General features: G+C 42.2%; 7 protein-coding genes and 1 pseudogene. 5 read left to right on the top strand and 3 right to left on the bottom strand.

Annotated features, from left to right (window positions below; genetic code table 11):
* The first annotated feature begins 211 nt into the window (after nucleotides 1-211).
* Nucleotides 212-1,144: a DUF3991 and toprim domain-containing protein gene (locus LC608_RS31325; RefSeq protein ID WP_229557287.1), complete on the top strand. Its 933-nt coding sequence runs from the start codon at nucleotides 212-214 to the stop codon at nucleotides 1,142-1,144.
* 14 nt (nucleotides 1,145-1,158) lie between these two features.
* A pseudogene (locus LC608_RS31320) lies at nucleotides 1,159-1,497 on the top strand (hypothetical protein); the annotation flags it as partial.
* A gap of 107 nt (nucleotides 1,498-1,604) precedes the next feature.
* Here the strand turns inward: LC608_RS31320 and LC608_RS31315 are convergent.
* From LC608_RS31315 to LC608_RS31305, 3 genes are all read right to left on the bottom strand, one after another.
* The gene (locus tag LC608_RS31315; protein ID WP_229557286.1) at nucleotides 1,605-2,828 is read right to left on the bottom strand and encodes a Dyp-type peroxidase domain-containing protein; all 1,224 of its coding nucleotides are present in this window, start codon (nucleotides 2,826-2,828) and stop codon (nucleotides 1,605-1,607) included.
* Between the two features lie 2 nt (nucleotides 2,829-2,830).
* Nucleotides 2,831-4,066, bottom strand: a complete 1,236-nt coding sequence (locus tag LC608_RS31310; protein ID WP_229557285.1) for a hypothetical protein — start codon at nucleotides 4,064-4,066, stop codon at nucleotides 2,831-2,833.
* A 1,005-nt stretch (nucleotides 4,067-5,071) separates the two neighbouring features.
* Complete coding sequence (locus LC608_RS31305; RefSeq protein ID WP_308189956.1) at nucleotides 5,072-5,293, bottom strand: AAA domain-containing protein; 222 nt, start codon at nucleotides 5,291-5,293, stop codon at nucleotides 5,072-5,074.
* 120 nt (nucleotides 5,294-5,413) lie between these two features.
* Between LC608_RS31305 and LC608_RS31300 the strand changes: the two genes are divergently transcribed.
* From LC608_RS31300 to LC608_RS31290, 3 genes are all read left to right on the top strand, one after another.
* The gene (locus tag LC608_RS31300; RefSeq protein WP_229557283.1) at nucleotides 5,414-6,169 is read left to right on the top strand and encodes a ParA family protein; all 756 of its coding nucleotides are present in this window, start codon (nucleotides 5,414-5,416) and stop codon (nucleotides 6,167-6,169) included.
* On the top strand, nucleotides 6,166-7,278 hold the full coding sequence (locus tag LC608_RS31295; RefSeq protein ID WP_229557282.1) for a ParB/RepB/Spo0J family partition protein: 1,113 nt from the start codon (nucleotides 6,166-6,168) through the stop codon (nucleotides 7,276-7,278). The genes LC608_RS31300 and LC608_RS31295 overlap by 4 nt, the downstream gene beginning before the upstream one ends.
* 88 nt (nucleotides 7,279-7,366) lie before the next feature.
* Nucleotides 7,367-10,240, top strand: coding sequence for a DEAD/DEAH box helicase (locus LC608_RS31290; protein WP_229557281.1), 2,874 nt, complete (start codon nucleotides 7,367-7,369; stop codon nucleotides 10,238-10,240).
* Nucleotides 10,241-10,292: the final 52 nt, after the last annotated feature.

Below are 10,292 nucleotides of genomic sequence, written 5' to 3'. Positions count from 1 at the left end.
TCCGTGGCTAGAAGAACCCAAATCGATCACTTAACTGAGTGCATCGACTCTCTTCGTCAAAATTGGGTGGACTTGTACGATAGCCTCAAAGAGAAAAAGTAAGTCCAATCATCTTGTTCGCGTAAACCATTCGCGAACACTATTTTCTTTGTTTTACCCTCTATTTCTCCTTACACCGAGCAGTATTGGGGCCAGAGTTGATAATCCCCAAATGCCAATGCTGATCATGCGGTTACAGCAAGCTGGCATTAGTGTAAGAACAGGTTTCACTAGAAATGGTAAGTCTAAAGGCATTTCTTATGAGAAAGATGGGCAGGCTTTCAGTGGTACACAGTTAGGTGCAGCTTATACCTTCCCCGGTTTGCAAAAACATCTTGGCGTTGACTACCAAACAGAACGTGATGATGAACCTATTAATGAATTGCTGCTCAAACCTGTTAAACCACTCCCAGTTGAACAGTTAGAAAAACTCTTTCAAGATATTGAACGCAAACAGCAACAGCCTCAGTTCACTCCACCACAAGAGGATATAGCTCTGTGGCCAAAATTGTATAAATACTTGAGTGAGAAACGCGGTATACCAGATTCTTTTATTGAAAGATTACACAACCACAATTTGCTTTACATTGATGAGCAAAAGCAGATTTTATTTATCAAACGTAATCTGGATGGCGAAAAAACAGGTGCATTAGTTTGGTCAAACCCTGGACATAATCATCACACTGTTGAGTATGACCAAAACGCCTCTACACCAAATGGTTGGTTTCATATAAATTTGGGGCAGAATCCAAAACAAGAAATTAAAAACGTCTTCTTATGTTCTTCACCAATTGATGCGGTGTCAGTAGGCGTGTATGTCCTAGCCAAAACAGGAGCGTTACCATCAATGAGAACAATGTTTATGGTAGCTGATGACCCGAACAATTTACCTTTGGAATTTCTCAAAAATTGCCATAGGGTAGTTCTGGCATTCAATAACGATGAGCAGGGGGATAAAACTGCTAGTGCAGTATTAGAATTATTGCCGAATGGTCAAAGATTTAAACCGACTTATCCTGATTGGAATCAGGAATTAAAAGCTCATTTTTATGAAGCGGAACTTGAGCGCAAGCAGCAAGAGCGTAGCCGTGGTTTTAGCTTGTGATCCGCGCCCTTTGTACTGGCTTACACATAGACTTGGAGGTTGATGAGCCTATCTCATTTGCGACTGGCAAGCCCACTCACTGTATCGGCGATGATGACTATAGAAACAAGTGTTTTTTCGATGCGAACTGGCTGGTTATCCGATTTGCAGAAGAACAAGTCTCATCTCAGCCAGAACGCTGCGCTCGATTTATTGCTGGCGCGATCACCCAACTGACAGATAATAATACTTATCGCCAGAAGCTACTTCATGTAGAGAAAGTTACTCCCATGCGTCAGTGGTCTGCACGTCAAGCTTCCAAATTAAACAAAAGTGATTACCAGCAAGGCTATCTTGGCCAGAGAAGAAACTAAGGATATAAAAAAATATTTAACGGTAAAGTTGAGCGGCAGCCAGTAACCTCAAATTTACATCTAAATCTCCCGGCTGTCCGCTCCAACGTAGTGTTAGCCTGCGCTCATTAACTAAATAAACTAATACCCGGAAAAGGATCTTCGATAGGCGGAATTGCAAAAAAACCTCCTGCCAAAATTGACATCAATGGCACAGGAGGAGGCTCGCCTATGGCTAAATCTGGGTTGGTGACTCCTCCAAAATTAACACCTCCCATCCAGTCCGGTCTTGACAAGATTTCTCGTATTGCTGAAACATCCTTACGAAAACTAACAAAGTTTAGCCCCAAACTAATTCCACCACCTGGGATAGCATCAAGAAACTCATAACCTTGTCGAAACACTCGGTTATTCGATGCTTGGTCATCATCTCCACGATTAAAATTGGCTCGGTGAATATGACTAGCTACTACCAATCGGTTACTTGCTTTAGCTGGATCAATAAAACGGTCGGTTGGATTATTTGGAATTGTTCCACTGAAAGGACAACCAGAGATGAATTGAGGCTGCACTTGCCCACCGACAATCTGAGGTAGATCGTCCAATATTGGGCAACCAGTAAGTTTATGCCGACCTACAACTAATTCTTGCTGTGAACGACTGAGTTGTCTCCATACCTGCAAATCTACAGCAATCTTTAGAAATGTCATGAATGTGCCACCAATCAACCAAGGTGCATCACCAGGTTCAGTTACCTCAATTACTAGCTTACGTAAAGGAGATCTCAAGGTGTTAATTCCATCATGAAAATCGATCCAACTACGTCTGTCTTCTCGTTGAAATCCAGTAAATAGAGCTTCCAACCGTAAGGGAAGTCCTCGAAGTATAAGCTTATGAATTTCTACTACTGCCCGATTGACTGCTAATTCTGTATCAGCAATGAACTGAATTGCTAAATCTGGTGAAACTCTATTTACGGTTGGAGTTGTTGCCCACGGTAAACTACGGAAACCTCTAACTGGCAAAGATACCAGGGTGGGAGGACGTAAATCGGCATTCACTATGGGGGGAACGTGGACTGTTTCATCAAACAAACGAGAACCAAAACCTAGTAAACAAGTCAAATTCTCTGATGAAACTTTCATCTCTGAAGCTGGTGGGTCATCTACTTTAGTTGGTTGTAAATCTTGAACAATACCCTGCCTTAGATTAGTAAGCATCAGCCACACTTCTGCTAAAGCTGATTTGGCTTCAGATGTGGTAATACCCTCCTGAAAATTGACATATAGCAATCGATAACAGCGTCCTGGTTTCGCCCCACTTTGCCAATAAATTCCTTCTTGTAGAACCATAATTAACTGTCTATCCGTCTTGAACCTGACATTACAGTCGAAACTGGAGTAAGAAAATTCTGAATGCTCTCAAAATTACTGTAGGCAGCTTTAATGGAATCACAGGCACAGCGATTAGTAGGTAGGTCACTTACTTTAACGGTTGTAGGTGTAACAGAAGCGGCTCCAGGTGAACTGACTCGGACATATAATCCTACTAATATCTTCTTAGCAATTTGTCCTCCGAAAGCAATTGGATCATCTATTTCTTCGTCAACCAAGTCGCTAATTGTAAACCCTTGAGAAGGTGGAACCTCAAACACTAATCTTTGTGAACGCTCACCTTCAGTACGGGAACCCCGTTGAAATTCAAACCAGTCACTGGGAATAGAACTTGATCGATCTGGCAACAAGATTTTTTCATGTTGAACATCTAGAATGTAAACTCCAGGCGGATCATCCAATGTAAGATACTGTCCTGACACAGCTAGATCAATTACACTGGAAACAATTGTTGGATCACTGTTGCGACAATCTAGTGCATTCTGCGTTGTAAAAGCAATTGCTTCAGAACCAGTAATTGAGCGTATAGTTCCATCTGCTTCTTCTGCTTGGTAAGGAAAAGCAGCAAAGCTAGCTAATTGGATTGCTGCTCTCAAAGTATTTACACCTTTACACATAAAGGCAATAGCCTTACGCCCATTGTTGTAAGGGCTTTTTGGCGCACTATCTCTGTGAGCAAACATATTATCTTGAAAAGATTTTAATCTTTCCTCTGGTGTCATCTGTTCTGGATCAAGACCATAAACATCTTCAAAGGCAGCTATGCGCTCTCCTGCAAATCGCCCTAATAATCGCAAACACTTAGTGGGATGATATTTTGCGAGAATTTCCCAATACTCCCTTACTTCAGTTGTAAACTCCATGCGGATGATTTTGCCTGCCCCATTACGTACTACCCGCCATTCTAAGTATTCTTCATGACCAATTGGTCTTCCTGCATCAACATCGCCAAGCTGCCAGTCCAGGAAACGTAATGTTTTCCGAAAACTACCATCAAGACAAGTTTGTAGGCGAATTGGAAAACCGCTCCAATCAACAGCAACTGGAGGACTGATAATACGTCCATCTGCATTAGGTAAAAATTGGCTTGTTTTACTGTCTTCTATTGCTTCTTTGATTTGCTCTGAGACGTATCTATCCCATTCATCCTTACCTAGTCCTTCCAGATCTGATAAATTGCCTGGTTCCTTAACCATAAATCCTCCTTACATCTAAAGAAAACTTCAGAGCATGTTTTGTGAATAACTTGAGAAAAACCCCATGCTGGGTAAGGTACAGAGTGATTGGCACAACACCTGAGACTGGGGACCAGCCGAGATACATGGATTTTGGGACATGTTGTAAACAAATATTGCGATAGCTACTTTATTGATTTACTAACTTGTCCAAAAAAGGTAATGGGACATCCAAATTTTTGTACGCTAAAATCACCTTTCACAGTATTCAGCCTTTCAAACTTGACCAAAAATAACCTTTATAATCTCTAAAACTGTGATTTGAAACATATCTTGACCAAACGGTCACGACATACTTCATAACCCCATAAGACAACATATAGTTCAAAGCTATAAATGGAGTTGAAAAAACTCAAAATTTAAGTACAGCAAGCAACGGGGCTTTTGTGGTTCATTTGTATGCAATGCAGCGAACAGAGCTTTTAAAACTGAGCAGAGATGCGATCGCTTTATCACTTAATTTGCGGCTAAAACTGTTTTTGAACCATATTGTTAGCGTTTTAAACCATATTTTGACCGAATGTTGAAAATTTTAGCTCGAATTCATGTGTCTCAATCTGGTTTTTTTACAAAATGCATAAATAAAACTTTTGGTCACATTATGGTTCACATTTAAAACACACGGTCATGATTTGATTCATAGTATGAGGTGATGGATTGGCTCTTAACCTTAAAATTCCGTTAACCTTTGGTCACGCTATGGTTCAAAATTTGGTCACGCGGGGGGTAAAATCACAAAAACTAAAATAACATTATGCTAAAACTCAAAAAATTAATTAATTTTTTATTTTATTTTTATTCCTTCAGAAAAAGCTAAATTAAATTAAATTTAATTTTACTTATGTAAAAAAAATAATCGAAATAAATCTAAAAAATTTTATGTCTCGGCTTTTCCTAAATTTTGTTACTCTGTTTCTATTCCTATAAATCTATAATGATTGCAATCATCGCATCTCGCCAAATTCCCTATTCCCTAATATATTCCACCAACTCTCCAGTATGCCCCCCTGAAGAAATTCGCCCTAAATTTCCCACCAGAATAAACAGTTCTCGCGCCCTACTCACAGCCACATTTAGTAAATTAGGCCGCCGATTAATAAACCAGAGACTATCAGTTGGTTGACATTGGCGATTCGAAAAAATTATCACTGACTTTTGACCACCTTGTAACGTGTGAACTGTGCCAATGCTCTGCTGCGGATGAATTATATATTAGTGGTGAGATTTACCCAAAACAAAAATAAATATTGCTTTTTGACGTATCACCGTTATCTTTAATTGTAACGGGGCAGGTAAACCAACTCACTTATGAGCCGAATCATCGCAGTTTTTAATCAGGCGGGAGGTGTTGCCAAAACCACCCTTACCCAAAACCTGGGCTACCAAATAGCGCAATTGGGTCATCGCGTCCTGCTCATCGACATAGATCCCCAAGCCAGCTTAACCATTTTTATGGGCTTGGTTCCAAGAGAGATAGAGCAAACCGTCAACAATGCCATTGTGGATGAACAACCCCTGCCAATACATGAGGGGATTCATGGCATGGATTTAGCACCTGCTAACATCTCTCTTTCTACGGCAGAAATGCAATTGGTTAGTGCTTCCATGCGCGATTTCCGCCTGAAAGAAGCCATAGAACCAATTGAATCCGATTACGATTTTATATTAATAGATTGCCCTCCCAGCTTAGGGCTACTCTCTTACATCTCCCTTGTAGCTGCCACTCATGTTCTTGTGCCTCTGGAAACCCATTTCAAAGCCTTTGAGGGAACAGGCGAACTCTTAAAAACGGTCGCTACAGTACGCAATAAACCAAACCGCAAATTGCAAATTGCCGGATTTGTGCCTACAAAATACGATGCCCGGAACTCCCAGGACACTCGTACCTTAGCAGCCATCACCGAACAACTAGCAAGTGCCGGAACAGTCTTCCCCGCAATTCCTCGCTCTACTGCTTTTGTTGATGCTTCAGAGGAACGAATGCCCCTTGCGGTTTACGATCCAAAGCACCCATCTGTCCAAATCTTGAAAAAAATAGCCGTTAGTTTAGAATCCTTAAAATGAGACGCACTACTAAAGCCAGCCAACCCCTTAAAAGCAAAATTGAAGTACCTTGGGATACCACAGGCGTAGCGAATGCTGGTTCTCCTCAATCCATGCCGTTAGACCAGATTGTTCTGCCGCCGAATCAACCGCGCCGTTACTTTGATTCTGAAGCATTAAAGCAGCTAACTGAATCCATCAAACAGCATGGCATCCTGCAACCCATTTTAGTACGCCCCCTTGATGGAGAGAAACACGAATTAGTCGCAGGAGAACGCCGCTATCGTGCTGCCTTAAGTATTGGGCTAAAAGTTGTCCCTGTCGTCATTAGAGAGTTAGACGACAACGCAGCTTTTCAATTTGCACTTATAGAAAACTTACTTCGAGAAGACCTGAATCCAGTTGAAGAAACTGAAGGTATCCTGCAACTGCTGTCTCTCAAACTAGGTCGAAGTTTTGAGGATATCCCCCCATTACTGTATCGTCTACAACGCTTACAAAACAAAGCATCTACAGTTACCCATAACGTTATGGGCGAACCTGTTGTTGATAGTGTTGAACCTACCCATAACGTTATGGGCGGAGTTGAAACTGAGTCCACTAATAATGCTATCAGCGACGATGAAGGTGATACTGAATTATCTACCCATAACGTTATGGGCGAAACCGAAACAGATAATTCCGACCTCAACCAGGAGCAGCCATTAAACCCAGATATCAAAATCGTTGAATCTGTGTTTGATGGCTTAGGGTTAATGACCTGGGAATCTTTCGTTAAGAACCGTCTACCCTTGCTCAACCTCCCAGAAGACATCCTTGACGCGCTAAGGGAAGGCTCACTTGAGTACACCAAAGCCAAAGCCATCGCCCAGATTCAGAAATTAGATGATCGCGTTGAATTTTTAGAACAAGCTATTGCTCAAAACTGGTCTTTAAGCGAAATCAGACAGCGCATTAGTGAAAAGAAAGCCGCAGCCTCTACCCCAAACACCGAGTCGAACGATTACAAAGAGCGCTTTACTGCTGCAACTACCAAACTAAGAAAGTCCCGTATTTGGTCAGACCCTAAAAAACGCAAGCAAATAGAAAAACTACTTGCACAACTGGAGACGCTGACAAATGTTGAGTAACCTGACATACCAAAACCAGGACGTAGAAGGCAAAAGGCTCAAATATTTTTTATACTTAGCTTGTGTTCATTTTTAAGTTTAAGTCTCCATGCAAGAGTCAGAAAAACTTATCCAGATAGTACAAGCTTGGTTAGGCTACATCAGGTTAGAAGAACTGACTCAAGCTGAAGTCGAGCGTTCTTCAGATATCTATTCAAAAGTAGTAGATAAGGGAGTGCAGCTTGTTGCCAACAAGCTACTGTTAGATAGCGAAGTATTTACGCAATTCCAGCAACAGCAACTTGCTGCCAAAAGAGGGAACAAAAATGATGTTCAGATGGCTGTTGCTTTCCCACAAATCTATATAATCAACGGCAAGGGCAAAGACCAAAAGCTGAAATATCTGCCTCTGTTCACAGTTGATATTTCACCCATATTCAAAGGTAATTACCGCAAAACTGGCTGGGACTTGACCGAGTACGAGTTTCAGCCAGTGGTTGTTAATTTAATGCGGCTGTACGGGCTAGAGGAGGAGCAAGCCGAATCACTTATTGTTGCTTCAGGAATTGGAAAATTTTTAGAAGATACATTTAAAGGAAGATTCCCAACGCTTCGAGACTTTCTTGAACTGGTAGATTTACCCGAAGTCAAGTACAAAACCTCTCGACAACCTTATTTGCTTCGCTGCGACTTTACACCCTATAACGCCCTTCTCAAGCAAGACATACAAGAAATCCTTAAGGAACTTCAACAACCTGACTGTAATAGCGAATGGCTAACTGAAACTCACCCAGCGATGCAGTACCTCTGGGGTCAGCCACAATCACCCAGACATGAGGTAATGTTCTGGGGGGCTTTCCCGGATCATGCGCCTGATGAATTTCAAGCATCCGTTCTCAAACACGCCCAAGAGAACTTACTAACTGCTGTTTGTGGGCCACCCGGAACTGGAAAAACAGAAGTGTTTCTGCACCTTGTAGCACAGCAAGTAGTGGATCGGGCGTTACGACTTGTTCGCGGTGAAGAGGATGCAAATAATTTAATACTTTTTGTCGGCACTAATAACAGCACCGTTAAAAAATTCCAACAACGACTGACTAGAAATTCTTCTGCTCAACAGTTTTATCTTCCAGGCGGCAACCAAACTAATATCCGTAAGGAAACTCTACCCAAACTACAATCAACCCAAGATTGGCTGCGTCAGACTGAATTTAATCAATCTGCTTGGGAAAAAGCCAAACTCGAATTATTGCAAGCAGAAAGTCAAATTCAGCAACTTATAGAGCAAGATCGCTTTAATAATGCTCAAAAAGTTATTGACATTGAACGGCGATCGCAATTGGATGTAGAGATCCAATCACTCAATAACGATATTGCTGCCAAGTCTTCCGAGTTACAAGCCCTAACTGAACAGCTATCAAGTTTGGCAGATTACGAAAATTTTCCCCTTGATGCCTACCACCAAATACAAGAAGCATTATCCCAGGCAGAACGCGAACTACCAAAAGAGTCTGACTCTATCACCAAACGCGCCTTGAACTGGCTTAATGCTACTACCGATCAACGAATTTTTCGCCGCTTGGCTTTGCGGATCAACGCAGCTGTGTTAAACACCTTGGCGACAGGGCATCCTTTTCAGACCCCCCTTGACCACCCTAGTTTAACCGCAGCCCAGGCTTCTGTTAACCAAAAACTAGATTTTTCACAGCAATGGCAGAATCTTAACCGGGGAGTAACTGAAATTCAAACCCAGCTAACAGCTTTTAATAAGAAAAGAGAGTTAAAACAAGCAGAACATCAACAAATCCAAAAACAAATCGATAGTTACCCACAAGGGGATTTCTACAATCTTTTTTACCGCGACCACCACCAATTACAGCTAGAACTGTTTCAACGTGCCTGGGCGTTTCTATTGCAAGAAGTTCTCCAACGCAAGGAGAGCGTTATGAGGGCATTGTCAACTTATGGCAGCGTCTTGACGGGGGATGGAGAGGCATTGCTCAAACTGGAAAGTGATAGTGATGCTATCTTCCGTGACTTGAGTTTGATTTTCCCCGTCATTAGCTCCAGCCTGCAATCAATACGCAATATGCTGCCAATTCTCCAACCCAATAGCGTTAAGCTGGCATTGGTAGATGAAGCGGGGACAACTCTTATACATCAATTATTTCCCTTGCTGGTGCGATCGCAAAGGGCAGTAGTGGCTGGCGACCCCCAACAAATTGAGCCAATCGTTAACCTTTGCGACGATACCATCAAACAATATCTGAAAACTGCCTTTCTGGATCGGGGCATGGGGAATGAAGACTATTATCGCTATGCGCCCACTGCCAAATACACAGCTACCGCTTATCATCGCGCTGCTGGCTCTAGTGGCGCAGAAGGCGACTTAGGCAACGGCATTATTCTCTCTAATCACTACCGTTGCACCCCACCTATTATTCAGTTTTGCAGCCCCAACTATCCTGGTGGTCTGCAAATCCTTTCAGGTGATCAGCAGACTGCAACAGTCAAGCATTTGCTGGCTTACCACGTTGAGGGAAGCCACTTAAATCACACCAATCCCGAAGAAATCGATGCTGTAGAAACTGCGATCGCGTCCTTGCTGAAGCATGGCTATTCTATTGGCTCCTCTGACAACTCTAAGACAATTGGGGTGATGTCTCCTTTCTCACAGCAAGCCAACGCGTTAAGGTATCGACTCTCTAATCGGTGGCGAAACTTTTCGTGGGATGATATTGGCACAGTTCACACCTTCCAGGGAGGAGAGAAAGCAGCTATTATCTTCTCTCCTTACCAGTGCCACCAGGAGCATAGTTTTTGGTTCCTCAACCGTAAACCCAATTTACTGAATACAGCCGTTAGTAGGGCAAGGGAATTGTTTATTTTGGTGGGCAATGTTAGGGAACTAGAATTAGCAGGTGGTGAAACCAAGCGGTTAGTTGAACATATTCGGCAACATGGAGAAATTCGCTCTGAGTGAGGCTTGAATGAACTTGTTTCATGGGTGAATCATGCCATAATTGTTTGGTTTA

Source organism: Nostoc sp. XA010, assembly GCF_020829625.1.
In the GTDB taxonomy this organism is placed as follows: Bacteria; Cyanobacteriota; Cyanobacteriia; order Cyanobacteriales; family Nostocaceae; genus Nostoc.
The sequence above is the reverse complement of the archived record's forward strand: the minus strand, read 5'-3'. Positions and strand labels throughout refer to the sequence as shown.